Source organism: Phytomonospora sp. NPDC050363 (assembly GCF_040655735.1).
Lineage (GTDB): Bacteria > Actinomycetota > Actinomycetes > Mycobacteriales > Micromonosporaceae > Phytomonospora.
The window spans coordinates 306,816-331,626 of record NZ_JBFAKK010000007.1; the positions used below are offsets into that span (position 1 = coordinate 306,816).

The 24,811-nt window shown below is 71.3% G+C and carries 22 protein-coding genes, 1 pseudogene and 1 riboswitch; of the genes and pseudogenes, 16 read left to right on the plus strand and 7 right to left on the minus strand.

Annotated features, from left to right (window positions below; all coding sequences use genetic code 11):
- Nucleotides 1-38: 38 nt before the first annotated feature.
- From AB0I28_RS21235 to AB0I28_RS21250, 4 genes are all read left to right on the plus strand, one after another.
- Nucleotides 39-464, plus strand: coding sequence for a transcriptional repressor (locus tag AB0I28_RS21235; RefSeq protein ID WP_357495744.1), 426 nt, complete (start codon nucleotides 39-41; stop codon nucleotides 462-464).
- Nucleotides 464-1,513: a folate-binding protein gene (locus AB0I28_RS21240; protein WP_357495746.1), complete on the plus strand. Its 1,050-nt coding sequence runs from the start codon at nucleotides 464-466 to the stop codon at nucleotides 1,511-1,513. The genes AB0I28_RS21235 and AB0I28_RS21240 overlap by 1 nt, the downstream gene beginning before the upstream one ends.
- A gap of 9 nt (nucleotides 1,514-1,522) precedes the next feature.
- Entirely contained in the window at nucleotides 1,523-2,167 is a 645-nt protein-coding gene (locus tag AB0I28_RS21245) for a class I SAM-dependent methyltransferase (protein WP_357495748.1), read from the plus strand.
- A gap of 62 nt (nucleotides 2,168-2,229) precedes the next feature.
- Complete coding sequence (locus AB0I28_RS21250) at nucleotides 2,230-3,336, plus strand: PrsW family glutamic-type intramembrane protease (RefSeq protein WP_357495750.1); 1,107 nt, start codon at nucleotides 2,230-2,232, stop codon at nucleotides 3,334-3,336.
- Between the two features lie 27 nt (nucleotides 3,337-3,363).
- Here AB0I28_RS21250 and AB0I28_RS21255 read toward each other — a convergent pair whose 3' ends face one another.
- Nucleotides 3,364-3,954 (minus strand): TetR/AcrR family transcriptional regulator, encoded by a 591-nt coding sequence (locus tag AB0I28_RS21255; protein ID WP_357495752.1) that lies wholly within the window; start codon nucleotides 3,952-3,954, stop codon nucleotides 3,364-3,366.
- Nucleotides 3,955-4,076: 122 nt separating this feature from the next.
- Here AB0I28_RS21255 and AB0I28_RS21260 point away from each other — a divergent pair, with 122 nt between their 5' ends.
- The 9 genes from AB0I28_RS21260 to AB0I28_RS21300 all read left to right on the plus strand — a co-directional run bounded on the left by AB0I28_RS21260 (nucleotide 4,077) and on the right by AB0I28_RS21300 (nucleotide 11,411).
- Nucleotides 4,077-4,547, plus strand: a complete 471-nt coding sequence (locus AB0I28_RS21260) for a DUF4267 domain-containing protein (RefSeq protein WP_357495754.1) — start codon at nucleotides 4,077-4,079, stop codon at nucleotides 4,545-4,547.
- Nucleotides 4,548-4,568: 21 nt separating this feature from the next.
- Nucleotides 4,569-5,363, plus strand: a complete 795-nt coding sequence (locus AB0I28_RS21265) for a GNAT family N-acetyltransferase (protein WP_357495756.1) — start codon at nucleotides 4,569-4,571, stop codon at nucleotides 5,361-5,363.
- 33 nt (nucleotides 5,364-5,396) lie between these two features.
- The gene (locus tag AB0I28_RS21270; protein ID WP_357495758.1) at nucleotides 5,397-5,900 is read left to right on the plus strand and encodes a DinB family protein; all 504 of its coding nucleotides are present in this window, start codon (nucleotides 5,397-5,399) and stop codon (nucleotides 5,898-5,900) included.
- Nucleotides 5,901-5,989: 89 nt separating this feature from the next.
- On the plus strand, nucleotides 5,990-6,838 hold the full coding sequence (locus AB0I28_RS21275; RefSeq protein WP_357495760.1) for an ABC transporter ATP-binding protein: 849 nt from the start codon (nucleotides 5,990-5,992) through the stop codon (nucleotides 6,836-6,838).
- Nucleotides 6,835-7,635, plus strand: coding sequence for an ABC transporter permease (locus AB0I28_RS21280; RefSeq protein ID WP_357495762.1), 801 nt, complete (start codon nucleotides 6,835-6,837; stop codon nucleotides 7,633-7,635). The genes AB0I28_RS21275 and AB0I28_RS21280 overlap by 4 nt, the downstream gene beginning before the upstream one ends.
- Complete coding sequence (locus AB0I28_RS21285; RefSeq protein ID WP_357495764.1) at nucleotides 7,632-8,765, plus strand: sensor histidine kinase; 1,134 nt, start codon at nucleotides 7,632-7,634, stop codon at nucleotides 8,763-8,765. The genes AB0I28_RS21280 and AB0I28_RS21285 overlap by 4 nt, the downstream gene beginning before the upstream one ends.
- A complete protein-coding gene (locus tag AB0I28_RS21290) occupies nucleotides 8,762-9,379 on the plus strand; it encodes a response regulator transcription factor (protein WP_357495766.1) in 618 nt (205 codons plus the stop codon). The genes AB0I28_RS21285 and AB0I28_RS21290 overlap by 4 nt, the downstream gene beginning before the upstream one ends.
- A 78-nt stretch (nucleotides 9,380-9,457) precedes the next feature.
- On the plus strand, nucleotides 9,458-10,393 hold the full coding sequence (locus tag AB0I28_RS21295; RefSeq protein WP_357495768.1) for a M23 family metallopeptidase: 936 nt from the start codon (nucleotides 9,458-9,460) through the stop codon (nucleotides 10,391-10,393).
- A 73-nt stretch (nucleotides 10,394-10,466) separates the two neighbouring features.
- On the plus strand, nucleotides 10,467-11,411 hold the full coding sequence (locus tag AB0I28_RS21300) for a M23 family metallopeptidase (RefSeq protein ID WP_357495770.1): 945 nt from the start codon (nucleotides 10,467-10,469) through the stop codon (nucleotides 11,409-11,411).
- 154 nt (nucleotides 11,412-11,565) lie between these two features.
- Here the strand turns inward: AB0I28_RS21300 and AB0I28_RS21305 are convergent, their stop codons facing one another.
- The 4 genes and pseudogenes from AB0I28_RS21305 to AB0I28_RS21320 all read right to left on the minus strand — a co-directional run.
- Nucleotides 11,566-12,963, minus strand: coding sequence for an FG-GAP repeat protein (locus AB0I28_RS21305; RefSeq protein WP_357495772.1), 1,398 nt, complete (start codon nucleotides 12,961-12,963; stop codon nucleotides 11,566-11,568).
- Between the two features lie 15 nt (nucleotides 12,964-12,978).
- Nucleotides 12,979-14,382: an integrin alpha gene (locus AB0I28_RS21310; RefSeq protein WP_357495773.1), complete on the minus strand. Its 1,404-nt coding sequence runs from the start codon at nucleotides 14,380-14,382 to the stop codon at nucleotides 12,979-12,981.
- A 14-nt stretch (nucleotides 14,383-14,396) separates the two neighbouring features.
- Nucleotides 14,397-15,554, minus strand: a complete 1,158-nt coding sequence (locus tag AB0I28_RS21315; RefSeq protein WP_357495775.1) for a hypothetical protein — start codon at nucleotides 15,552-15,554, stop codon at nucleotides 14,397-14,399.
- 271 nt (nucleotides 15,555-15,825) lie between these two features.
- A pseudogene (locus AB0I28_RS21320) lies at nucleotides 15,826-17,115 on the minus strand (aminotransferase class V-fold PLP-dependent enzyme); the annotation flags it as partial.
- A gap of 35 nt (nucleotides 17,116-17,150) precedes the next feature.
- Nucleotides 17,151-17,265: riboswitch (SAM riboswitch) on the minus strand.
- 33 nt (nucleotides 17,266-17,298) lie between these two features.
- Between AB0I28_RS21320 and AB0I28_RS21325 the strand changes: the two are divergent.
- From AB0I28_RS21325 to AB0I28_RS21335, 3 genes are all read left to right on the plus strand, one after another.
- Nucleotides 17,299-18,618 (plus strand): PrsW family intramembrane metalloprotease, encoded by a 1,320-nt coding sequence (locus AB0I28_RS21325; protein WP_357495777.1) that lies wholly within the window; start codon nucleotides 17,299-17,301, stop codon nucleotides 18,616-18,618.
- Entirely contained in the window at nucleotides 18,615-18,971 is a 357-nt protein-coding gene (locus tag AB0I28_RS21330) for a VOC family protein (protein WP_357495779.1), read from the plus strand. Before AB0I28_RS21325 ends, AB0I28_RS21330 begins: the two co-directional genes overlap by 4 nt.
- A gap of 84 nt (nucleotides 18,972-19,055) precedes the next feature.
- On the plus strand, nucleotides 19,056-19,796 hold the full coding sequence (locus AB0I28_RS21335; protein WP_357495781.1) for a YwqG family protein: 741 nt from the start codon (nucleotides 19,056-19,058) through the stop codon (nucleotides 19,794-19,796).
- 55 nt (nucleotides 19,797-19,851) lie between these two features.
- Here the strand turns inward: AB0I28_RS21335 and AB0I28_RS21340 are convergent, their stop codons facing one another.
- Together AB0I28_RS21340 and AB0I28_RS21345 are read right to left on the minus strand one after the other, a co-directional pair.
- The gene (locus tag AB0I28_RS21340; RefSeq protein ID WP_357495783.1) at nucleotides 19,852-21,423 is read right to left on the minus strand and encodes an MFS transporter; all 1,572 of its coding nucleotides are present in this window, start codon (nucleotides 21,421-21,423) and stop codon (nucleotides 19,852-19,854) included.
- A gap of 78 nt (nucleotides 21,424-21,501) precedes the next feature.
- Nucleotides 21,502-24,672 (minus strand): BTAD domain-containing putative transcriptional regulator, encoded by a 3,171-nt coding sequence (locus tag AB0I28_RS21345; RefSeq protein ID WP_357495785.1) that lies wholly within the window; start codon nucleotides 24,670-24,672, stop codon nucleotides 21,502-21,504.
- Nucleotides 24,673-24,811 lie beyond the last annotated feature (139 nt).

A 24,811-nucleotide genomic window follows, 5' to 3' on the forward strand; every position in this document is an offset into this window, starting at 1 on the left:
GATCGCGGGTGCACCGGCCCGGGCATAGGATCTACCCCATGCCGGGCCAGACGCTCGCCGACGTCCTCCGCGCCAAGGGCCTTCGGCTCACCGCGCAGCGACAGTTGGTGCTCGAGGCCGTGCTCGATCTGGGCCACGCCACGCCTGAGCAGATCCACGAGAAGGTGACCTGCACCGCTGCGGGTGTGAACATCACCACGATCTACCGGACCCTGGAACTCCTCGAAGGCCTCGGACTGGTCGCCCACACGCACTTGGGCCACGGCGCGCCGACTTATCACGGCGCCGGTGACCGCGGTCACGTCCACTTGGTGTGTCACCGTTGCGGAAAGGTCGACGAGGTGTCGCCCGACGTCTTCACCGACGTCCGCCGCAAGCTCTCCGACGAACGCGGCTTCCTCGTCGACATCGGCCACGTCGCGCTCTTTGGGATGTGCGCCGCCTGCGACGAGGAGGATTCCTGATGCGATCGGTGTTGCTGGAGCGGCCGGGTGCCGTGGCGCCCCTCGACGGCGGTGAGCCGCGCGTGGCGACGGCCGTGCACTACGGCGAGCCGATGCCCGAGCAGCGGCGGCTGGCGGCCGGCGCGTTCGTGGACCGCTCGGACCGCGAGATCGTCACCGTCACCGGCGGCGCCCGTCTGGAGTGGCTGCACAGCCTCACCACGCAGCACCTGCTCGGTCTGGGCGTGGAGGGTTCGGAGACGCTGCTGCTGTCGCCGAACGGCCACGTCGAGCAGGCCGTGACCCTCACCGACGACGGCTCGACGCTGTGGCTCGACGTCGCCGCGGGCAAGGGCGGCGCGCTGCTGGACTTCCTGCTGAAGATGCGTTTCTTCACTCCCGTCGAGATCGCCGACGTGACCGACTCCTGGGCGCTGGTGACGATCACCGGCGACGAGTCGCTGCCCGCCCCCGACCTGATCCCGGTCCCGCCGGCGAAGTTCGCCTCCGCCGACGTTCCGGCGCGCCCGTCGGCGCGTTACGCGGTCGCGATGAACGCCGACGGCGGCTGGTCGCGCCGCACCGACGTGCTCGGCGTGCCCACCGTCGACCGCCTGGTGCCGCGCGAGTCGCTCGCGTCGGCCGCCGCCGAGACGGGCCTGCCGGTCGTGGGCACCTGGGCCTACGACGCGCTGCGGGTCGCCGCGCTGCGTCCCGACGTGGCCGACTTCGACCACAAGACCATTCCGCACGAGATTCCGCTGCTGGCGTCCGGTGTGCACCTCGACAAGGGCTGCTACCGGGGCCAGGAGACCGTCGCGCGCGTGCACAACCTCGGCCGACCGCCGCGCACGCTGGTGCTGCTGCACCTCGACGGCAGCGAGGAGCACCTGCCGCCGCCGGGGACCGAGATCCACAGTGGAGGACGGGTCGTCGGCACGCTCGGCACCGCCGTCCGCCACCACGAACTCGGTCCGGTCGCGCTGGGTCTGCTGCGCCGCAACGTGGCCGAGAACCCGGCCGCCGAGCTCACCGTGGGGACGATGAACGCGGCCGTCGACCGGGCGTAGTCTCCCCGGATGACCGAACCCGCTGACGTTATCGAGACCCGCTTCGCCTACGACACGGTCGCCGCCGACTACGCCGCCACGCTCGAAGGACTGCACGACGAATCACCCCTGGAGAAGGCCCTCCTGGCGGCTTTCGCCGAGGTCGTCTCCGGCGAGGTGGTGGAGGTCGGCTGCGGCCCCGGCCGGATGACCGGCCCGCTGCACGAGCTGGGCGTGAACGTGTTCGGTGTCGACCTGTCGCCGGGCATGGTCGCCGTCGCGCGCGAGCGTCACCCCAACCTGCGCTTCGAGGTCGGGTCGATGGCCGCACTCGACATCGCCGACGGGACCCTCGGCGGCGTCGTCGCCTGGTACTCGATCATCCACACGCCGCCGGAGCGGTTGCCGGCCGTCTTCGCCGAGTTCGCGCGGGTCCTGGCCCCCGGCGGGCACCTGCTGCTCGCCTTCCAGGTCGGCGACTACCGCAAGCGCGTCGAGCGCGGCTACGGCCACGAGGTCGGCCTTGACGCCTACCGCCTGCTGCCCGACAAGATCGTGCCGCAGCTCGCCGAGGCGGGCTTCGAGGAGCTGTGGCGCGCGGTGAAGCAGGCCGAGGGGGACTTCGAGGAGAACCCGCAGGCCTTCGTGCTGCTGCGCAAGGCCACGGCCGAGTAGTACTTCACGCCACGTGACGTTCTCGACACGTCGCGCGGCTTCGCGGGTGGCAGTCTGTCGGCATGCCGCTTCCTCTGCTGGGCGCTCTTCTCCTGGCGATCGGCCTCGCCGCGGCCGTCGCGCTGTACCGGCCGCCGCCCGACGTCCCCGCCGCCGGCTGGTCGGGCGATCCTTCCTCGCCCGGCCGCCGGCGCTGGTGGGACGGGCAGGCGTGGACGCCGCGCGTGGCCGACGGTGCCGAGCCTCCGGGGCGGCCGCGACGTTTCCACGGCCGTTTCTGGGGCGGTTGGGTGTGGGTCCTGGCTGCCGCGATCGTAGTTTCGGTGGGCGGCGGCGCGCTGTACCTGTCGGGGGAGAACGTCCGGCTGCTGGCGGTCACGAGCTTCGCGGGCATGGCCCTGACCTGCTGGGCTGCCTACCGTTTCACGGCCCGCCAGATCGGCCTCGACGACGCCGTCTCGCCCTTGCAGGTGATCGCGGCGACCGTGGCCGGCGCGGGATCGACGCTGCTGGTGGCCATGAGCCTCAACGACCTCGTCATCGGCCACTGGGGAATCGCGCGGGCGGTGAACCTGGTCGGGTTCATCGAGGAGGGTGCGAAGTACCTCGTCCCGATCGCGCTGTTCCTCGTCGGCCGCTACCGCAATCCCCGCGCGGGTATCGGCGTGGGGCTGGGGGCGGGCTTCGGCTTCGCGATCACCGAGACCACGCTGTACGCCTTCGAGACGCTCGCGGCCTCCGGGCCGAACCTCTGCGGCACCGAGACCGTCGTGACCGCACAGGGGGTCGTGCAGGAGCAGTTGCTGCGGATCTTCACCGTGTCGCCGCTGCACTGGATGTGGACGGCCACGGCCGTGGCGATCGGCTGGCGCCTGTGGCGCGTGTACGGCCGGCGGGGCACCGTCGGAGCGCTCGGCGGGCTGCTGCTGGTGATGGTGATCCACTCGTTCAACGACACCACCACGACCTTCGGGTGCGGCAGCCCGATCGCCGGTTTCCTGTGGACGGTGGTGCGCTGGGGCATCCTGCTCGGCTCGTACCTGCTGTTCAAGGCGATGCTCGCGCGGAACACGCCCCCGACCCTCGTCGGACACGTCAGCCGGGGATGGACGCCGCGACGGCTCCCGCCGGCACGTCCCGGGGACGGTGGGGATGGTGGGGAGCGTTAGGCCTCCCGGCCCGTCACCCCCGACCCCTCACTCCCCGACCAGCGCCCGCACCAGCATCTCCATGCGCCGCTTGCGCTCCTGCGGGCGCAACCGCCCGCCCAGGTCGAGCACGACCTGGCCGTGGATGGCGCTCCACGCCATCTCGGTGAAGGTCTCCGGGTCGCGGTCGCCGGCCATCGGCGAGAAGGTCTCCAGGAGCACCACGAAGGCGTCGACGAGTTCCTGCGGCGAGTTCGGGCCGCCGAACTCCAGGCTGGTCGGCATGGTGAACATCGCCTCGAACAGTGCTGGACTGGTCGCGGCGAAGGACTGGTAGGCCCGCGCGACGGCCAGCGTGTCGCCGAACGGGCCGCAGTCGCCGGTCCGCGCCTCGCGCATGGCGGCGGTCAGTTCGGCGGCGCCTTCGAGGGCGACGGCCGTGACGATGGCCTCCATGTTCGCGAAGTGGCTGTAGAGCACCGGCTGGCTGTACTCGATGCGCTGGGCGAGTTTCCGCGTGGTCACCGCCGCCCAGCCTTCGGCCTCGGCGAGTGCGCGGGCCTCGGCGAGGATGCGCGCCCGGCGTTCGGCGCGCTCGCGTTCCTTGCGTCCCTCGGTCGTCGGATTATTCCTGATCATGACAGTGATCCTAGCATCGAAAAACTTGCTAGCACCGCTAGACATTCGAGCGACAGGAGTGCTAACGTCGCTATCAGTTCTAGCGCCGCTAGATTTCCTAACGTTGATTCGGGAGTCCTGAGATGTCCAGTTCCACCCTCGCCCAGCCCGCCACCGCCACCGCCCCCGCGACCACCGGACCGCGCCACCGCCGCCTGGCGATCGCCAGTCACATCCTCGTCGGCCTTCTCGTGCTGTTCGTCTTCTGGTTCGGCTCCTACTACGTGCTCGACCCGCACACCGCCGTCATCGGCTTCGGCCTCCCCGAGTCCACCTGGCCGACCGGCGACATGACCGCCTTCATGACCATCAAGGGCGTCCGCGACCTCGGCACCGGCCTGGCCCTTCTCGTGCTGCTCGTGACCCGCCAGACCCGGGCGGTCGGCTGGGCACTCATCGCCATGGCCTTCATCCCCTTGGGCGACATGTCGATCATCCTGTCCTACGATGGCTCGATCGCCGCCGCTCTCGGCATCCACGCCGCCACCGCGCTGACCATGCTGGTCGTCGGCGGGTTCATCGCCTGGAACGAGCGCGCCCGCAAGAACGTCTAGCCGATCCCCTGGAGACCCCTGATGCCCACGTCCTGGACCCCACAGGCCGTCCTGTCCACCGCCGCGGCGTGGGTCTGGACTCCCTACGACGCCGAGACGCGCACCAGCGACCACGCCACCGTGGTGATCTCCAACGGCCGCGCGACCGTCGACCGCGCCGAAGGACTCCCCGCCGCCGACCTCGTCGCCCACGTGCGCGACCTGGTCGGCGGCGAGACCGCCGTCATCTGGCCCACCCACCAGGCCACCGAGCCCGCCGACCTCGCCGACGCGCTGCTGCGGGCCGGCGCCGAGGTCGCCGAGAACCTCGACGTGATCGCCTACGAACTCGCCGTCGGCCTGCCCGAGCTGGCAGTCCCCGCCGACGTCGAGGTCCGGCGCATCGACACCGCCGCCGACCTGGCCGATGCCTACCCGGTCACCTCGGCGGTCTTCGCCCAGCCCGAGCCCACCGAGGCCTTCCGCGACGGCGAGGCCGTCGAGCTCGCCAAGCAGGTCGCGGCCGGCGGGGACCGGCGGATCTTCCGCTACCTCGCCTACGCCGACGGCGTCGCCATCGGCCACGCCGGCACGACCATCGAGGGCGAGGTCGTCAAGCTGTGGGGCGGCTCGGTCCTGGAGGAATACCGGGGCCGGGGCGCCTACCGGGCGCTGCTCCAGGCCCGGCTGGCCGAGGCCGTCGAGCGCGGCGGCGGGCTCGCCCTGGTCAAGGCGCGGGCGGGCACGTCCAGCCCGATCCTGCGCCGCGCCGGTTTCACCGCCTACGGCCGTGAAGTGCACTACCTCCTGCGCCCGTCGGCCGGTCAACCCGCTTGACGCATCGCTCGCCGGGGCGCAGTGTGTGCGGCGATGACCAGAACAGATGTGCCCACCTCGTGGGACGAGAAGACGACCCTGACGACCTTCCTCGACTACGCGCGCTCGACCGTGCTGCACAAGTGCGCGGGACTGTCCGATGAGGACGCCCGCTCCGCACCCCTGCCCGGCTCGCCGCTGACCAACATCGCCAGCCTCGTCAACCACCTCCGATGGGTCGAGTACTGGTGGTTCCAGGTCATGTTCCTCGGTGAGGAAGAGGACGCGCCCTGGACCGAGGAGGACCCCGACGGCGAGATGACCGTCGCCCTCACCCTGCCGCTGGCAGACATCCTCGCCGACTACGAGGCCACCTGCGCCAAGTACCGCGAACTCGTCGCCGGACTCGACCTCGACGCCCTCTCCGAGCGCAAGAACCGCGCGGGGCAGCGCTTCACCCTCCGCTGGGTCATCACCCACATGGTCGAGGAGACCTCGCGCCACAACGGCCACATCGACCTGCTGCGCGAGATGGCCGACGGCGTCACCGGCTCCTGAGGAGCGACCGCCGTCCACCGATCGGTGGACGGCGAAGTTCCATCCGGCGGCCGTCAGCCGATACCCCATCCGCATCGGACGCTTGGGCCATGAGCGAAACAGACCCCGTGGTCCGGGTGCGCGGACTGACCAAGAGCTACGGACGCGGCAAGGTCCTCAGGGGCCTCGACCTCGACGTCCACAAGGGAGAGACCCTCGCCGTCCTCGGGCCCAACGGCGCGGGCAAGACCACCACCGTGGAGATCCTCGAAGCCCACCGCGGACGCGACGGCGGACAGGTCGAGGTGCTCGGCACCGACCCCGCGTCCGCCGACCGCGCCTGGCGCGCCAGGATCGGCATCGTCACCCAGCACGCCTCCGACCTCACCGACATGACCGTCGCCGAGACCGTCGGACACTTCGCCGGCTACTACCCGCACCCGCGCGATCCCGGCGACGTCATCGAGTCCGTCGGCCTCACCGCGCAGCGCAAACAGCGCATCGGGCGCCTCTCCGGCGGACAGCGGCGACGCGTCGACGTCGCCCTCGGCATCATCGGCCGCCCCGAACTCCTCTTCCTCGACGAACCCACCACCGGCTTCGACCCCGAGGCCCGCCGCCAGTTCTGGGACCTCGTCCGCGGCCTCGCCGCCGAGGGCACCACCATCCTGCTCACCACCCACTACCTCGACGAGGCCGAGGCGCTCGCCGACCGCGTCGCCGTGATCGCCGACGGCAAGGTCGCCGCGATCGGCACCACCGCCGAGCTGCGCGCGAGCGCCGGCGACGAGGTGGACGTCGCCTGGGCCGGCGGTCACGAGCGCACCGAGCGCCCCACGGCCCTCATCTCCCGACTGTCGGATGAACACGGCGGCGAGGTCCCGGGCCTCACCGTGACCCGCCCGTCTCTCGAAGACGTCTACCTGTCCATGATCGGCGCGAAGGGAACCACGTCATGACGATGCCCGGCACACTGCGGATCGGCCTGTCCCGCGGACGTTTCGAGATGGTGGAGTTCTTCCGCGACAAGGGCGCGGTCATCTTCACCTTCTCCTTCCCGGCCCTGCTCATGCTGATGCTGGGCGGCATCTACGACGAACCCTCCGGCGGCGACGTGAAGCTCAGCCAGGTCTTCGCCGCCAGCATCGCCGCCTCGGCGGTGGTGTCCACCAGTTTCGTCAACCTCGGCGGCCGCATCGCCGCCGACCGCGACGACGGTTCCCTCAAACGCCTGCGCGGCACGCCGATGCCGGTCGCGGCCTACTTCATCGGCAAGACCGTGCAGGTACTGCTGATCAGCCTCGCCGAGCTGGTCCTCATGCTGGGCCTGGCGATGGCCCTCTACGACCTGGCGTTGCCGAACACGGTCGTCCAATGGGGACGGTTGCTCGGCTTCTTCGTTCTCGGCGTCATCTGCTGGAGCCTGCTCGGGATCGCCGCCAGCAGCCTCTCGCGCTCGGCGAAGACCTCGGCGGTGGCGACGCTGGTGCCCTACACGCTGCTCGGCTTCGTCTCGGGCGTCTACATCGTGCCGATGGGGCTGCCGCCGGTCATGGAGCAGATCGGGGCCTTGTTCCCGCTGAAGTGGCTGGCGCAGGGGTTCCGTTCGGCGCTGCTGCCCGACTCGATGGCCGCCTACGAGGCCGCGGGGACATGGGAGAGCGGCCGAGTGGCGCTGGTGCTGGGGCTGTGGGCTGTCGCAGGATTGGTGCTGTGCCTGACGACCTTCCGCTGGCGGGACGAGCGAACCCGATGAGGGAGGACCCCGTCCTCAGCCGCCACTTCTGGTGGGACGTGTTCTACGCGGTCGTGGCCGTCGCGGTGGCGGCCATGATCACCGGCTCGCCCGGCACCGTCGCCGGCAAGCTCTACTCGCTCGGCCTGATCGTCGCGATCGGGCTCTGGTATGCGCTCTTCGGGCGGTCGCTGATCCTCGACATCAGCCCCGGACCGGTCCGGCCGGCGCTGTTCGCGCTCGTCTTGACCGGGGCCTATTTCGCGCTGGCGCTGACCACGTCGGCGGCGAACCTGCTGCTGATGGCGCTGTGCCCGATGGTCTTGTTCCTGGAGCGCTTCGTCTTCGGCGCGGTGGCCGTGGCCGTGCTCAACGCCGCGACCATCGCCGCCGCGGCCGTCGGCGGGCGCGAGGTGGTCGAGGCGACGCTGCTGTCGGCGGCGATCACCGTGTGGTCGGTGGTGCTGGGCCGGTGGAGCCGCCGGATCGTCGAGCAGAACATCGAGAGCGCCGAGATCATCGCCGAACTGGAGGCCAGCCGTGAGGAGGTGGCCCGGCTGTCGCGGGAGGCCGGGGTGCTCGCCGAACGCCAGCGCGTCGCCGCCGACATCCACGACACCCTCGCCCAGGGCTTCGGCAGCATCGTCATGCTGGTCCAGGCCGTGCGCAAGTCGATCGAGCTGGAGAAGTCCACCGTGGACGAACAGCTTGACCTCATCGAGCGCACCGCCCGCGACAACCTCGCCGAGGCGCGTGCGATCGTCACCGCGATGCAGCCGCCCGCGCTGGCCGCGGTCACCGTCGAGGAGGCCGTCCGGCGCCTGGCGGACGAGGCCGAGTTCACCGTCCGCGGGCGATCGCGGGAGCTGCCGCCGGCCGTCGCGGTGGTGCTGCTGCGCTCCTGTCAGGAGGCGCTGACAAACATCCGCAGGCACGCCGGTGCCGCGACCGTCGAGATCGGACTGTCCTATCACGACGAAACCGTCGAGCTGACCGTCCGCGACTACGGCCGCGGCTTCGATCCGGCGCAAGAACCCGGCGGCTTCGGGCTGTCGGGCATGCGGGGTCGCGCGACCGAGGTCGGCGGCGGCATGACCGTCACCAGCGCGCCCGGACAGGGCACGACCGTACGAGTGGAGGTGCCCGCGTGATCCGCGTGCTCATCGTCGACGACCATCCCGTCGTCCGCGCCGGCCTGACCGGCATCCTCGCCGGCACCGAGGGCCTGGAAGTGGTGGGAGAGTCCGGATCCGGCGAGGAGGCGATCGCGCGCGCCGCGACCCTGCGCCCCGACGTGGTGCTCATGGACCTGCGCATGCCCGGCTGCGGCGGCGTCGAGGCGACCCGCCGCGTCGCCGGCCCGAAATGCCGCGTCGTCGTGCTCACCACCTACGAGACCGACGCCGACATCCTGCGCGCCGTCGAGGCCGGCGCGGTCGGCTACCTCCTCAAGGACAGCCCCGGAACCGACCTGGTGGCCGCGATCCGTCTCGCCGCGCGCGGCGAGACCGTCCTCGCGCCGACGGTCGCCGCGCGGCTGGTCGCCTCGGTCCGCAACCCCGCCGGCGACACGCTCTCCCCACGCGAGGTCGAGGTGCTCAAACTGGTCGCCGACGGCCTGAGCAACCCCGACATCGGCCGCCGCCTCCACATCAGCGAGGCCACCGTCAAGACGCACCTGTTGCGCACGTACGGCAAGCTCGGCGTCGACGACCGGACCGCCGCGGTGACGACGGCGATACGCCGGGGAATTCTGAGATTGTAGGGATTTTGTATCCGGCTTCGTTAGTCAGGACACATCTGTTCCACGCCCAGGAGGTCACCGGAGAGAGAGGCCCCCGCCATGTTCGACAAAGCCCCCAGCTCAGCCAGCCCCCGGCACCGCGGTACCCGCCGCGTACTGCTGGCCGCAGCGACCCTGTTCAGCGTTGCTTTAAGCGTTCCCTTCGCCCAAGCGGCCGGCGCGGCCGAACCCGAGACGACGACCGCCTCCACCGAGGACGTCGGCATCATGGCCGCCCCCAACCACAAACTGCCCTTCCCCTGCGGGCAGGTCTGGTCGGGTCAGACGCGCACCAACCACAGTCCCGCCAACGCCATTGACTTCAACCGCACCAACGACGAGGGCGACCCGACCGTCGCCAGCGCGCCCGGCACCGTCACCACCGTGCGCGACCTCGGCGGCACCAGCTACGGCAAGTACGTCATCGTCGACCACGGCGGCGGCTACACGTCCCTCTACGCGCACCTGCAGTCCTTCTCGGTCTCGGTCGGCACCCGGGTCGAGTACGGAACGCGCATCGGCCTGGTCGGTACGACCGGCGGATCCACCGGACCCCACCTGCACTACGAGCAGCGCAGTGGCGGAAGCGCCTACAAGGTCGTCTTCGCCGGCTCCGCGGGCTACTACTGGGGTTCGAAGAACTACACCAGCACCAACCAGTGCGGCGGCAACATCTACAGCCCGCAGGAGCTCTGCGGCAGTGGGTACAACGTCATCGACCAGGCCGGCCTCAGCGCCGGCGGTGTCAGCCAGGGCACGGTCTACCTGCTCTGGAACGGCACCAACAACTGCGTGGTGACCTTGAAGCACCGCAGTCTGGGCACCGCGACCGCCACGTCGGCCTACCTCGAACCCGCGGGAGCGAGCAGAGTCACCGACTCCGGAAGCTACGGCTGGTACGCCGGTCCGGTCCGCAAGGCCGCGCCGGGATGTGTGAAGTGGGGTGGCGCCACCGGCGGCGCCTCGTACAACAGCCCCTCGGAGCACTGCAGCTAGCGCATGACCCGGGCCGGGTCCTTCCTCCACAGTGGACCCGGCCCGATCCCCTTCCCCCTCCAGAAAGCTCATGATGTCCGAAGAGAAGAAAGCCGCCACCGCCCCCAAGCCGCGCCGCCGCGGACGCCGTCTGGCGATCATCGGCGCCGCGCTCGCCGTCACCGCGCTCGCGCTCAGCCCGCTGAGCCCGCTGTCGCCGGTCGGCGACGCCGACGCCGCCGAAGGCGTGTCGACGATGGCCGCCCCCAACTTCGAGGTCCCGTTCCCCTGTGGACAGACATGGTCGGGCCAGACGCGGACGAACCACAGCCCGCAGAACGCGATCGACTTCAACCGCACCAACGACACGGGTGACACGGTCTCGGCGAGCGCGGCGGGAACCGTCTCGGTCGTCAAGGACAAGGGCAACACCAGCTACGGCAAATACGTCGTGATCAACCACTCCGGTGGTTACCAGACGCTGTACGCGCACTTGAGCAAGTGGTCGGTGAAGGTCGGCCAGTCCGTCTCGGTGGGCCAGACCATCGGCTATGTCGGCAACACCGGCGGTTCGACCGGCGCGCACCTGCACTACGAGCAGCGCAGCGGCGGCAGCGCCGCGAAGATCCGCTTCGATGGTGCCGGGGCCTACTACTGGGGCACGAAGTCGTACAAGAGCAGCAACAAGTGCTCCGGCGGCGGCGGTAACCCGTATTCCGCGTCGCAGGTGTGCGGCAGTGGCTACAAGGTCATCGACAGCGCCGCCCTCAAGTCCGGCGGAAAGACCTACGGCACGGTCTACCTGACGTACAACGCCTCGAACAGCTACAACTGCGTGGTGACGCTGAAGGCGACGAGCCTCGGCTCGAAGACGGCGGTGAAGGCCTACCTGGAACCTGCGGGGAAGTCCCGCAGCACCGATTCGGGTAGCTACACCTACTACGCCGGGCCGGTGAAGAAGTCGGCGCCCTCGTGCGTGAAGTGGGGCGGCACGGCTGGTCCCGCGAGCTACAACAGCCCCTCGGAGCACTGCGGCTAGGCGGTAGGACGAGGTTCGATAGGAATCGCGCGCACGACGACGCCGCGACCCCCGCCGGAGGGCGGGCGTCGCGGCGTCGTGTGTCGCGCAGGGCGCTCGGGCTGGAGCGGGTCGGCTCTTCGCTGGATCGCAAGGACCCGGTGCGCTCCCAGCCCTAGCCCAGAACCTCACCCCACCCCGCCCGCCAGAAGTACGCCCCGCTCCCGCCCAGCAACAACTCCGTCGGCGTGCTCCCCAGCGTCGTCGCCCCCGTGTGCCCGTCCAGCACGCTGCCGTCGTCGTGCCTGAACACCAGGTCTCCGGTCCCCGGCCTCCGCACATCGGTGAACACCTGGATCGCCCCGCTCCGCTGATCCACTTCGTAGTCCTCCCAGGGCACCGCCACGGCCAGCACCGCCGTCGAGGGCGTGGCGATCGTCGCGCCGCCTTCGATCCCGAAGACGAGGTCCTCGCCGAACCTGTCGTCCTCCTGGGTGGAGTCGGCGACGCCGGTGGAGTCCTGGTTGATGTCGGCGAGTTCGGTGAACCTCCCGGTCGGAGTCACCGCGAAGACGTGCGCCATCCCCGCCCGGTCGTCACCTCCCAGCGCTTCGCCGGGCACGCCGACGCCCACCAGCGCGCCGATCGAGGCGCCCGGCGCGGGCTGGTACGGGACGACCGCGACCGCTTGGCCGAAGTAGTCGTCCGACTCTGCGGTGCCGGACACGCCCGCGCTGTCCTGGCTGATGGTCGCGAGCGGGTCGGGCACGCCGCCGACGATCTTGTGGCCGAAGACGTGCACCTGACCGGCCTGGGAGCGTCCCGACAGGTTCTCGCGGTATGCGCCGACGACGAAGTAGCGGTCGCCGCCGGCGATGGCGGAGCCGAACTCGTCCCAGTGCTCGGCGGTGCCGGCGACTCCGGGGCTGTCCTGGTGGAAGGCGCGCCACACCCCGCCGCGCAGGTAGTAGACCGAACCGGCCGCGGTCTTGGACCCGACCGACTCGCCGGGCGACCCGACGAGCAGGTAGGGCTGCCCGCCGGAGGTCTTTCCGGCGGCGAGGGTGGCGCCGAAGCCGTCGAGGAACTCGGCGCCGCCGGGGACGCCGGGCGTGTTCTGGGTGTAGGCGACCGACTGGGCCGGTACGAGGCCGTTCGGTGAGCCGTTGATGACGGTGATCAGTCCGGCCTCGTCGGCTCCGTCGACGGCCTCGTAGGGCGCGCTGACGACGAGGTCGTCGCAGCCGTCGCCGTTGAAGTCGGTGGCGGCGTAGACCTGGCCGAAGGAGTCGCCGGTCTCGGCGGTGCCCGGGACACCGGGTGTGTTCTGGCTGATCGTCTGCTCGTAGACGGTTCCGGAGCTGTAGTAGATGATGATCGCCCCAGCGCCGCGCGCGTCGCCCACGTCGTAGTGGCTGGCCAGGTAGACCTCGTCGCGTAGCCCGTCGCAGTTGAAGTCGTCGATGACCTCGTCGACGTGGAACTGTCCAGCGGCGGCCGGAGTGGCGGTCACGGTCAAGGCGGCCGAGGCCGCGGTGAGCGCGACGGCCGCCGCGCTGATGATGCGCTTCACGATGTCCTTCCGTGCTCAGGTCGGGGGGAGTTCGGCCCAGGGTCGCTCGGCGATCGAGCCCCAGAGGGATGTCACGTGCAGCGTCTTCGAGCTCGCGTCGAACTCGGGGTTCTGGAAGTCCGCGTAGCCGTTGAAGTCGGCCTCGGTGAGCAGGACGTCGCCGTCGCCGGGGGTCTTGTCGGCGCGCGTGAGGTGGATGACGGGCAGGCCCGTGCCGGGCTCGCCGCCGGGGTTCGGCTCCCACGGCACCGCGACCGCCCACACGGCCGTCGACGGTGTGGCGACCGAACCGGTGCCCCGGTTGGCGACCAGGACCGCTGAGCCGAGATCGTCGGCATAGCCGGGAACTCCGGGAATTCCGGGAGTGTCCTGTGTCAGTTCGGCGAGCTGGGTGACCTTGCCGGAGTCGGTGACGTTGATCAGGTGGGCGGACCCGGCCTGGTCGACGGTGTTGTCGCGGAGGTCCTCATAGGGCGTGCCCACCGCGAGGAGCGCGCTGATCGCGGCGCTCGGGCTGGATCGGTAGGAGACCACCGAGATCGAGCGGCCGAACTCGTCGTCGTCCTCGGCGGAGCCGGAGATCCCGGCGGTGTCCTGGTTGACCGCGGCGATGTGCTTCGGGGCGCCGTCGACGATGGTGTGGCTGAAGACGTGGACCGTTCCGGCGAAGTCGTCGGATCCGAGACTCTCGCTGGGCACACCGATCGCGAAGTAACGGTCGGAGACGGCGAGGGTTTCGCCGAAGGAGTCGAAGCTCTCCGACGAGCCGGGGACGCCGGGCGAATCCTGGCTGATGGTGCGCCAGACGTTGTCGCGGAAGTAGTAGACGGTTCCCTCGTCCTCGGCGTCGAACGACTCGTCGGGGGCGCTCACCAGCAGGTAGGGCTTCCCGGAGGAGGTAGTGCCGGCGGCGAGGGTGTCCCCGAAGGAGTCGTAGTCCTCCGGCGAGCCGGGGACGCCCGGCGAGTCCTGGTTGTAGGAGACGGTCTTGGCGGTGTTCAGGCCGGTGCGGGAGCCGGGGATGATGTGGATGGATCCCGCCTTGGTGTCGGGTCCGAGGCTTTCGCCCGGTGAGCCCACGACGAGGTCGTCGCAGCCGTCGCCGTCGCGGTCGTAGGAGGCGGTGGTCTGGCCGAACTGGTCCCATTCCTCGGCGCTGCCGGGGATCCCGGCACTGGCCTGGGTGTACTTCTTCTCGACGCCGGTCGTGCTGTAGGTGACGTAGACCGCGCCGGCCCATTCGGCACCGCCGACGGTCTCGTAGTCGACGCCGTAGACGACGTCGCGAATGCCGTCGCAGTCGAAGTCGTCGACGACGTCGGGGCGGAAGTCGCCGGCCGACGCGGGCGCGGCGGGCAGGAGGGTGAGGGCGGCCACGGCCAGGACGGCGGCGGCCAGGGTGCAGGTGGTGGGTTTCATGTGGTCACCAAGTCTCAGAGACGAACGACGGGCTCGGTGGCGCCGTTGAGGATGTTGTTCCAGGGGACGGCGACGCTCTCCTCGTGGACGCCGGTCATGACCAGATGCGCCGGGGACGCGCCGAGTCCCCACGCCTGCTGGAAGTCGGAGGGGCTCGTGCCGTGGCTTCCGGGCGTGACCAGGACGTCGCGGTCGCCGGGATCCTTGGGGTTGCGGAACACCTGGACCGCTCCGCTGACGGAGGCACCGGTGCGTTCGAGGCCGACGGCCGCGGCCCAGACCACAGTGGACGGTGTGCCGACCGGTGCGGTGCCTCGGATCGCCACGGCCACGTCGGCACCGAACATGTCGTCCTCCTCGGCGGTGTCGGCGACTCCGGAGGTGTTCTGCTGCGCGTCGGCGACTTCGGTGACCGTCCCGGTGGGCGTGATCGCGAGCAGGTGAGCCATTCCGGCGTCGGTGGCGGAGCCGAGATCCTCGCCCGATACACCGACGGCGACGAGCGCACCGATCGCGGCAGTCGGCGACGGGCGATAGGACACCACCGATAGCGCCGAACCGAAGGAGTCGTTGGTCTCGGCCGACCCGGAGATGCCCGAGGTGTCCTGGTGGACGGCGGCGATCGGTTTCGGAGCACCGCCGACGATGGTGTGCGCGAACAGGTGCGCCGTCCCGGCGCCCGGCTTGTAGTTCAGTTCCTCACCTTGCGCGCCGACGGCGAAGAAGCGGTCGGAGGCGGCGATCGCGCCGCCGAAGGAGTCGCCGGCCTCGGCCGTGCCGGCGACTCCGGCCGTGTTCTGGCCGAAGGTCCGCCAGACCTCGCCGCGCAGGTAGTAGGCCATGCCGGCGTATTCCCGCGAGCCGACCGACTCGCCGGGCGAGCCGACGATCAGGTAGGGCGCGCCGCCGGTGATGTTCCCGGCGGAGAGCGCCGCGCCGAAGTAGTCGTGGAACTCGACGCCGCCGGGGACACCGGGCGAGTTCTGCGTGTAGAGGGTCGTGCGGGTGGTATCGAGGCCGCTCGCGCCGCCGGGGATGACCCACACACCCCCGGCGCTGACCGCCGTGCCGAAGGTCTCGTTCTGACCGCCGACGACGAGAACGGCCGCTGCGGCGACGAGAACGGCCGCTGCGGCGACGAGAACGCCGAGGGCACGCGCGTGGAAGCGCAATTCGGGCACCTTCCGGGCATGAAAGTGAACAGCGCCATAACTTTGACATGCCTTTGCCTGCCGCGCTTCCGCCGCACGGACGAAGATCGGCCGCCGGGACGCGCGGTGTCCCGAAAAGCGGCCCGCCGACCGGTGCGTCGGTCGGCGGGCCGCTTGGCTCGGTTGTCGCGCGAGTCAGCGCCGTGAGTCAGGCTCGCGGGTCCGGCACGGGCCCGGGCCGTCCGTCGACCAGACTGTAGGTCCACTGTGGCCCGTCCAGCGCCAGTCGCTCCACCGCCGCGATCAGCCGGTCCACGTCGTCCACGTCCGTGCCCAGCCCGATGCTCGCGCGCACGGCCGTGGCGACCTGCTGCGGCCGTCCGTCACCGCCGCAGCCGGCACCGACGGAGTGCGTGGGCGCGACTCCCGCCTCGGTGAGCAGCCGTCGCGTGAGCGGGTGGGCGCAGAACAGGCCGTCGCGCACGCCGATTCCGTGCTCGGCGGACAGCACCGCGGCGACCAGGTCGGCGGGATATCCGTCGACGGTGAACGCCACGGTCCCGACACGCTGGGATCGAGGGCCGAACGCGTGCAGCTGCCGGACTCCCGGGATCGCCGCCAGCCCTTCGGCCAGCCGGACCCGCAGGGTCTCCTCCCAGGCCGTCAGCGCGGCCCGGTCGGCGGCTTCGAGGGTCTCGCACACCGCCGCGAGCGCCACGGCGCCGATGACGTTGGGGCTGCCACCCTCGTGCCGCGCGGCGCCGGTCTGCCAGCGCACGTCGTTGGTGGCGTCGCCGACGTGTGCGGAAGCGCCGCCGCCCGCGAGATACGGGGGCGCGGCGTCGAGCCAGTCGGATCGTCCGATGAGGACACCGGTGCCGAAGGGCGCGTAGAGCTTGTGTCCGGAGAAGGCGATGTAGTCGACGTCGAGCGCGGTCACGTCGACGACGCGGTGCGGCACGAGCTGGGCGCCGTCGAGGACGACCCGGGCGCCGTATCGGTGTGCCAGCACGGTGATCTCGGCGACCGGGAACAGCTCACCGGTCACATTGGACGCTCCGGTCACCGCGACCAGGACCGGCCCGTCCTGCGCGACGACCTTCAGCGCGTCGTCGACCGAGCGCACGGCCGTGGCCGGGGAGTCGGGGGCGGGCAGCCGGATGAGGCGCTTCCAGGGCAGCAGGTTCGCGTGGTGCTCGGAGTCGAAGGCGATGACCGTGGCGTCCTCGGGCAGCGCGCGGGCGAGCAGGTTCAGCGAGTCGGTCGTGTTGCGGGTGAAGACCACCGCGTCGTCGGGGCGGGCGTTGACGAAACGCGCGATCGTGCGGCGCGCCGACTCGTAGGCCCGCGTGCATTCCCCCGACAGGTAGCCCGCGCCCCGGTGGACGCTGGCGTAGCGGGGGAGCAGCGCGGTGACCGCGTCGGCCGCCGCGCGCAGACAGGGCGTCGAGGCGGCGTGGTCGAAGTTCGCGTAGCGGACGCTGCCGCCGGTCACCAGCGGCACCTCGGGGGCCTCGACCACGGGGATCGGGCGCGCGGGGGCGTCGGCGAACTGGCCGGACGGGACGACGGTAGACGTCATGGCTGCCTCCAAGCAGGTCCTGGGACCCGTCTTGGGGCCCGCGTTTGCCCGTGCCCTCATCGGCACGTGCCTGGTCCTCACCCGGGGCACCCCACGCGGTTGTTGGGTTGCCGGCCAGCGAGCCGGGGCTTGACGCTGGCGCTCATGACCTGTTGGACACCATAGCGCGGCTAGGCTGTCGGCATGTCGGTTGTCCCGCCCGGTGAGATGTCCCAGAAGCTCCCGCCGCCGCCCGCCAGGTTCAGCTGGCGCCGCTTCGGCCTGATGGCGGGCATCATCGTCCTGCTCGCCGCAGGCGCCCTGGTGATCTTGCTCGCAGTGGGCACCGAGGTCGGCATGGGTCCGCTGCTCATCGGGGTCGGCACCGCCGTCATCCCGGTACCGGTCCTGGTGGCCTGTTTCCTGTGGCTCGACCGCTATGAGCCCGAACCGACCCGGTTCCTGGCCTTCTGTTTCGGCTGGGGCGCGTGTGTGGCCACCGCGGTCTCGCTGGGCGTGAACACCGGAATGTCGGTCCTGTTCGACGAGTGGGGCGTCTCCCAGAACCTGGTGGCGATCCTCGTCGCGCCGGTGATCGAGGAGACCACGAAGATGATCGGCCCGCTGCTGCTGTTGTGGCGCCGGCGCAAGTACTTCTCCGGGATCGTCGACGGCATCGTCTACTGCGGCCTGTCGGCGACCGGTTTCGCGATGGCCGAGAACATCCTCTACATCTCCGGCGTCTACGTCTCCGGTGAGCGCGAGGGCGGTGCCGCGACGGGCGCGCTGTCGGTGGTGGCGCTGTTCGTGGTGCGGATCCTGCTGACCGGTTTCGCGCACCCGCTGTTCACGACGATGACCGGCGTCGGGCTGGGCATCGCGGCGCGCACGGCGAAGAAGTCGGTGCGGATCCTGGCGCCGCTGGGGATGCTGCTGATCGCGATGCTGCTGCACGGATCCTGGAACCTGCTGGCCAGTTCGGGTGCGCGGGTCCTGGCCGTCGGGTATGTGTCGGTGATGGTGCCGATCTTCCTGACCGCCGTCGGGGGCGCGATCTGGATACGCGCGTGGGAGGCGCGGCTGGTCGGGCGGGTGCTGCCGGCGTACGTGAGCTCGGGGTGGATGACCGCGCCCGAGGTGGCGTCGCTGGTCACCTTCGGGCGGCGGGCCTCGGCGAGGGTGTGGGCGCGCAAGGTCGCCGGCGACCGGGGGGCGGCCGCGATGCGCGGGTTCCAGTTCACCGCGACGCAGCTGGCCATGCTTCGCGACGGGCTGCTGCGCGGCCGGGCCGAGGCCGACTACCAGGCGGAGGAGTACGCGTTGTTGCAGGCGATGAGCGGCCATCGGGCCGTGTACACCGGGCATGACAGATCGGTGCCGGTCGTCCACTGGGACGGCGCGAGGTACCACCTGCCGCTGCCCGACGGGTCCGTCCGGGCGGTCTCGCCGCCCGCGCAGCCGGTCGTGCCGGTCGCCGTGCCGGTCGTTCCCGTCATGCCGCCTCCGCCGTACGGGTACCGGTGAGCATCCGGCGAGTGGTGCCCGACGTCGAGGTCGGCGAGGGCGAGATGGACGGCAACCGGGACTTCTACGGGCTGCTGGGCTTCGAGGAGGTCATGAACCAGGGGTGGATCATGACGCTGGCGTCGACGTCGAACCCGACGGCGCAGGTCTCCTTCATGACCGCCGACGCCACCGCGCCGGTCGTGCCGTACGCGAGCATCGAGGTCGAGGACGTCGACGCGGTGTACGAGGCGGTGGTGGCCAGTGGCGCGGAGATCGTGCACCCGCTGACCGATGAGGAGTGGGGCGTGCGGAGGTTCTTCGTGCGCGATCCGGGTGGGCGAGTGGTGAACGTGCTGGGGCACCGGGGTTGAGGGAGGCGCTTCGGGGCGCTGCGTGGCTTGACGGCGCGCGCGAACGCCGCCTGCCCTGGTGACACCCTTCGCCATACTGGCCGGATGTCCTCCTCCCCCCACCAACGCTTCGCCGAGGCCGTCGCCGCGCATCTGCTCGATCGGGTGCGGCGGCAGCGGCTCGCCGCGGCCACTCCGGGAATCCGGCTGCGGCACTCTCGGCCCGGCGACGCGGTCGCCGGCTGGCTCCGCGGGGACCCGGTCTGGCCGCCGGGTGCCTCCTGGCCTTGTTTCGACGACGGCTATCCGCTGGCGCACCTGCTCACCCTGGATCTGGCGGTCCTGCCCCGCACTGGCCTCGACCTCCCGGACACGGGTTGGCTGGTGTTCTTCGTGTCCGACGACGAACTCGATCACGGTGAGGTCCACTGGGTTCGGGAAGGCGCACCGGTCGAGGCGCTCGGCGACACGGGTGAGCGTGTCGAGGTGACCGCCGTCGTGGAGCCGACGTGGGCGGGGTTCGACCACCCGGACCTGGTGACGGGATGGGAGCCGAGGCTGGAGGACCGATGGCAGGTGGAGATCACCGACGTGTCGACGCTGCCCGTCCACCGGGTCGGCGGGTTCGGAGAGGGCGTGCAGTACGACGTGGAGTTCGCGCCGGGGTCGCAGGTCCTGGTCGGCAGCGACGGCGAGGAGCTGCCGGTACTTCTCGCGCAGATCGACACCGACTACGAGGCCGGGATCGGATGGGGGGATGTGGGCAACTCGCACTGGGTGATCGGGCGGGAGGCGCTGGCGGCGCGGCGGTTCGAGGAGGTCGAGATGTTCTGGAGCTGCCATTGAGCCGGATCCGAACGCGCACGAAAAGGGCGGGGCCGAAGCCCCGCCTTTCCTCCGGTCACCGTGCCGGAACAGGCACCGGCACCTCCTCGTCCTCCTCTTCCACCGTCACGAACTTCCCCCGCAGCGACACCGCCGCCACCAGCGCGAACACCGCCACGATCGCAGCGCTGGTCAGCGTCGTCACGTGCGCGCCGTCGACGAACGCCACCTTCGCCGCATGCCGCACCGCCTCACCCAGCTCGCCAGGCAGCTGCTCGGCCACCGCGAACGCCGTGCCGATCTGCTCCCTGATCGGCACCGCCGCCTCGGCGGGAACTCCGGCCGGGACCTCCAGGTTGTCGGCGTAGGCGGCGTTCATGACCGATCCGAGCACCGCGATGCCCAGCGCCCCGCCCATCTCCGTCGCTGTCTCCACAATGGACACCGCCGCGCCGGAGCGCTCCTTGGGCACCGACGACAACACGATGTCGTTGGTGATCGCGAAGCCCAGGCCCATGCCCGCGCCGCCGATGACCATCGCCGGCAGCAGCGTCAGGTAGTTCGGGTCGAGGTCGATGCGGACGTACAGAACCAGGCTCACGGCCAGCAGCCCCAACCCCAGCGCCACGGTCTTGCCGCGCCCCCAGGCGGTGGCGATGCGGGCGGCGAACGGCGCGGTCAGCCCCGCCGACAGCCCTCCGGGAATCCCGGCGATCCCCGCGACCAGCGGCGACCACCCCAGCACGAGCTGGAGGTACTGCGCGAGCACCAGCGACAGCGCGATCATCCCGAACACGGTGACCACGTTGGTCGCCACGGCCCCGCTGAAAACCCTGCTGCGGAACAGTTTCAGGTCCATCATCGGCTCGGCCAGGCGCGTCTGCCGACGCACGAACCACCCCATCGCGACCAGCCCGACGGCCAGCCCGGCGAGCGCGTCGAGCGACTCGATCCCGTTGTGCGCGATCTCCTTGATGCCGTAGATGAGGCCGATGATGCCGACGAAGGACAGCACGACGCTGAGCAGGTCGATGCGCCCGGCGTGGGGGTTGCGCGACTCGGGGATCAGCACGACGCCGGCGACGATGACGATGAGCATGATCGGCAGGTTGATCAGGAACACCGATCCCCACCAGTAGTTCTCCAGCAGCACACCGCCGACGACGGGCCCGAACGCGAACCCGCTGGCCGACATCGCCGACCAGATGCCGATCGCCGTCGACCGCTCCTTGCGCTCGGTGAAGACGTTGCGCAGGATGGCCGCGGCCGACGGCATGATCGTCGCGCCCGCCACACCGAGCAGCGCGCGGGCGGCGATCAGCAGCCCGGGCTCGTCGGCGAACGCGGTGACCGCCGAGGCGAGCCCGAAGGCGACGGCCCCCGACAGCAGCAGCTTCTTGCGGCCGATGCGGTCGCCGAGGTTGCCCATGGTGATCAGCAGCCCGCCGAGGGCGAAGCCGTAGATGTCGGCGATCCACAACAGCTGCGTCGCCGAGGGTTCGACGTCCTCGACCAGTGACGGCACGGCCAGGTGGAGAACGGTCATGTCGATGGCCAGCAGCAGGGTCGCCAGGGAGAGGATGGCCAGGATCGCGTAGCGGCGCCCCGCGCTGGGTGGCGCGGCGTGGGCGGAGGGGTTCGTGTTCATGTCCCGAAGGATTCACGCGGTCGCTGACGGAGCGCGCACCGTTCGCTGACGAGCCCGCCAGTGCACTGTCAGTGCAGGTCAGAGGGTATCTAGGCGGGCGTGGATCGCGTGGCGGTCGAGCCCGGTCGCCTCGTGGTAGGCCGCGGCGCATGCCTCGTCGGTGAGCGTGTTGTGGATGCGGGCGGCCGCGGCCGCCGCGTTCGGGTCGGTCGCGACTGTCGTGTCGTGCAGGACCTCGGCGTAGCCGAGCAGCCGCGCGGCGCGCTCGGGTTCGCCGCCCCACAGCGCCGCCGAGGCGAGCCCGGCGAGGGCGGCGGCGATCTGCGAGTTCTGCCGCAGGCCCCGGCCGAGGCGCATGGCCTCGACGTGGCGGGCGCGCGCGGAGTCGAGGTCCCCGCCGGCCTCGTCGATCCAGCCGAGCAGGGTGATGATCTGCGCGTAGGTCTGGTCGGTCTGCATCCACCCCGTGGGGCATTCGGTGCGCGCGGCCTCGCCGAGGCTGCGCGCGAGGGCGAGGTCACCGGAGCTGAGCGCGAGCTGGGCCAGCCCGGCGTCGGCGAGGGCGATCTGCTCGCGGGCACCGGCGCGGCGGGCCAGTTCGGAGGCGCGCAGGTAGTCGGCGCGGGCCCCGTCGAGGTCGTCGTTGTTGACCCGGCGCTGCCCGCGCTGGCAGAGCAGCTGGGTGAGGTCCTCGACGGAGCCGAGCTCCTCGGCGAAGGCCATGCCCTCGGTGAGGTAGCGGGAGGCGTCGCGGTCGGGCCAGTTGCCGATGATGGACAGGGAGGTCACGATGCCCCAGCGGTCGCCGACCTCGCGGAAGCGGCGCAGGCTCTCGGTGGCCGCGTCGCGGCTGGCCTTCTGGTCGCCGACGTTGTTCCAGACCATGAAGGCCAGGCCGAGCTGCGCGACGGCGAGCACCCACGGATCGGTGCGGGCGGTGTTCTCCAGCTCGGCGATCATCGCGGGCAGCCGCGCGTACTCCGAGTCGTCGGGCGGTCCGGCGAACACCGCCCACAGGATCATCAGGTAGCGGTGCCGGAAGGGCAGGACGAGCCCGGTGGCGAAGCGCCGGACGGTTCGCATGTGCTCGGCGATGTGCGGGGCGTCGGGCTCGTAGGTCGCGGCGCTCAGGACGGTGAGGACGTACTCCTCCTCCAGTCCTTCGGGTAGGCCCGGTTCGAGGTGGGCGAGGAGCCCTTCGGAGTGGGTGATGCCTTCCCGTCGGCGGCCGCGCAGCCACCAGTAGGGGACGAGGAGGGCGTTGAGGCGCAGGGCGAAGGCGGTGTCGTGGTCGCGCGCCCAGCGCAGCGCGGAGTGCAGGTTGTCGTGGTCGGCCGCCAGCCTTTCGAGCCAGACGACCTGCTCGTGGCGGCGCAGGTACGGTTCGGCGCGTTCGAGGAGCTCGCCGAAGTACTCGGCGTGGCGGGCGTGCGCGGTCTGCGGGTAGGCGTCGCCGAGTTCGGGGAGCTTCGCGGCGCAGAAGTGGCGGATGGTGGTGAGCATCCGGTAGCGGTCGCCGTCGATGTCGAGCAGTGACTTGTCGGCCAGGCCCGCCAGCAGATCCACTGTCTCCATTGTGGACAGACCGCTGACCGCGGCGGCCGCGTCGAGGGTGAATCCGCCGGCGAAGACCGACACGCGGGCGGCGAGTTCGCGTTCGGCCGGGTCGAGCAGGTCCCAGCTCCACGACACCACCGCGTGCAGCGTCTGGTGGCGCGGCTGCGCGGTCCGGCTTCCCCGCGACAGCAGGCGAAAGCGGTCGTCGAGGTGCGCGGCGATGTCGGCGACGGGGATCGACTTCAGGCGTGCGGCGGCCAGCTCGATCGCCAGCGGCAGGCCGTCGAGGGCCTGGCAGATCTTGGCGATGTCGGCGATGTTGTCGGGTCCGAGCGTGAAGTCGTGCCGGGCGGCCCGGGCGCGGTCGGCGAACAGGGTGACGGCCGGGTAGGAGGCCGCCGCCTCCAGGTCGAGCCCGGCGGGCGGCGCGGCCAGCGGCGGGACCGGGCGCAGGGCCTCGCCGGTGATGCCGAGCGCCTCGCGGCTGGTGGCCAGGACGCGCAGGCGCGGGCAGGCGCGCAGGATCCGGTCGGTGAAGCGGGCGGCGCTGTCGACGACGTGCTCGCAGTTGTCGAGGACCAGCAGGACCGGGCGGTCGGCCAGCGCGGTCTCGATGCGCTCCAGCAGGGAGTCGGCGGGGCCGCCGACGCCGGCCGCGGCGCCCTCGCGCATGCCGAGCGCGGCGACGACGGCGTGCGAGACGTCGACGCCGGGGTCGAGGCCGGCGAGTTCGACGAAGCACACGTCCTCGGCCGCCGACCGCGACGCCTCGATCGCCAGGCGCGTCTTCCCGGCGCCGCCCGGGCCGGTGAGGGTGACCAGGCGGGAGGCCGAGAGGGTCGACACGATCCGGTCGAGCTCCGCGGCGCGGCCCACGAAGCTGGTGAGCTGCGCCGGGGGGCGGTGCGTGTTGAGGGGGACGGGGCGCGGGGTGACTGCGGCCGGGCCGGGTGTGCCGCGCAGGATCGCCACGTGCACGGCGGAGAGCTCCGCCGACGGGTCGGCGCCGAGGCGGTCGGCGAGGACTTCGCGCGCCTCCTCGAACACGGCGAGGGCCTCGGCCTGCTGCCCGTCGGCGTACAAGGCGCGCATGAGCTGGCCGTACAGGCGCTCGCGGAGGGGGTGGGCGGCGACGAGGTCGCGGAGTTCGGCGACCAGCGCGCGCGTGTCGCGGTCGGCGGGGAGGTTCAGTTCGGCCTCGACGCGGTCCTCCGTCGCGGCGAAGCGCAGTTCTTCCAGGCGCACCGCCTGGGCGCGGGCGAAGGGGAGGTCGAGGTCGGCGAGGGCCGGGCCGTGCCAGAGGGTCGCGGCTTCCCGCAGGAGGGTCGCGGCGTGGGCGTGGTCGCCGGCCGCCAGGAACCTGCCGCCTTCCCTTGCCAGTTCGGCGAAGCAATGGACGTCCACAGTGGATGGATCGATGGCCAGCCGGTAGCCGCCGGGGAGGAACTGGAGCGCGTCGGCGGCGTCCCCGAGGGCCTTGCGCAGGCGGGAGACCTGCGACTGGAGCGCGTTGGCGCTGCCCGCCAGACCCTCGCCGTCGTACAGGGCGTCGATGAGCCGGTCGGTGGTGACGACGCGGCCTGCGTTCAGCGCGAGGAGGGCGACCAGAGCACGCGCGCGCGGACCGCCCACGGGGAGGGGTGCGCCGTCGTCGGCGGTGACCTGAACGGGACCGAGCAGGGTGATGCGCACGGGGCTGATTCTCCCCTGCCGCCGGTGCTGGCGGGGTGGGGGCCCGTGGCGGTGTCGGGTAGGCGCGGGGCGCCGGCCTCGGGGGAGGGGCGGGGTCGGCGTCGCGGGATCAGGTGGATCCGATCGACATCGACCTCGG